At 68.2% G+C, this 751-nt stretch carries 1 protein-coding gene and 1 pseudogene; one reads left to right on the top strand and one right to left on the bottom strand.

All coding sequences use genetic code 11. The annotated features are described in order from the left end of the window. Positions 1–97: 97 nt before the first annotated feature. A complete protein-coding gene (locus ABZ794_RS33850; RefSeq protein WP_210787559.1) occupies positions 98–517 on the bottom strand; it encodes a hypothetical protein in 420 nt (139 codons plus the stop codon). A gap of 32 nt (positions 518–549) precedes the next feature. On the opposite strand from ABZ794_RS33850, the pseudogene ABZ794_RS33845 reads away from it, so the two are divergent. After that, positions 550–657 (top strand): annotated as a pseudogene (locus tag ABZ794_RS33845) (IS5/IS1182 family transposase); the annotation flags it as partial. Positions 658–751: the final 94 nt, after the last annotated feature.

Raw genomic sequence — 751 nt, 5'->3', positions numbered from 1 at the left:
TAGCCACCCGCTACGACAAGCTGGCCGTCCGGTTCCAGGCCATCCTCACCATCACCATCATCTGCGAATGGCTCTGACCCAGCTTATGAAACACGCCTTAGCTGAAGAGTCCGCGGACGCGATCCGACGGTGGAGCACCTCCCCACCGCTCGGCCCGCAGGCGGCGGTACTTCTCGGCCAATGCGGTCGCCTCGGCCGCCTGCCCACGCAACGTCTCCACCCACGAATACGACCCGGCGGCGACTAGCAGATGGTCCCAGATCAGGCCGAGGGCGAAGGCGTGCCGACCCAGCACCCCCTCGTGCCGCAGCGTGAAGCCGTCGGGGCCGGACGTCAGCCGTACGGTACTCGACTCGTCTTCCGGCAGCGTGTCCAGCGGATCAGGGAAGATCGGCTCGTCGGCGGCGGCCCATGACCACCTGAGAGTCTCGCCGTCGACCCGCTCCAGCCGGACCTCAAGGTCACCGGCGGGCAGCTCCCCTGCGGCGAGCTGACGCAACGGAGGTACTCCGACCATTCGCCGACCTTCGACGCCCACATCTACAGTAGCGTCACGCCGTCGAGTGCGGCATCAACCGGCTCAAACGCCATCGAGCCACGGCCACCAGGTTCGACAAGCTCGCCGTGCGCAAGCAGGCGAGGCTCGCGCAAGCCTAGCTATGGTGGTGTCCTCTTCGGCGGCTACCGAGAGGGGACCCCCCAAGGGGTCAGCGGCCGGGCGGCGTCAGGCAACGGGGACGGGGTCCGCGGG

The organism is Micromonospora sp. NPDC047187 (genome assembly GCF_040643355.1).
Classification (GTDB): domain Bacteria; phylum Actinomycetota; class Actinomycetes; order Mycobacteriales; family Micromonosporaceae; genus Micromonospora; species Micromonospora salmantinae.
This window is presented reverse-complemented; position numbering and strand designations above follow the sequence as displayed.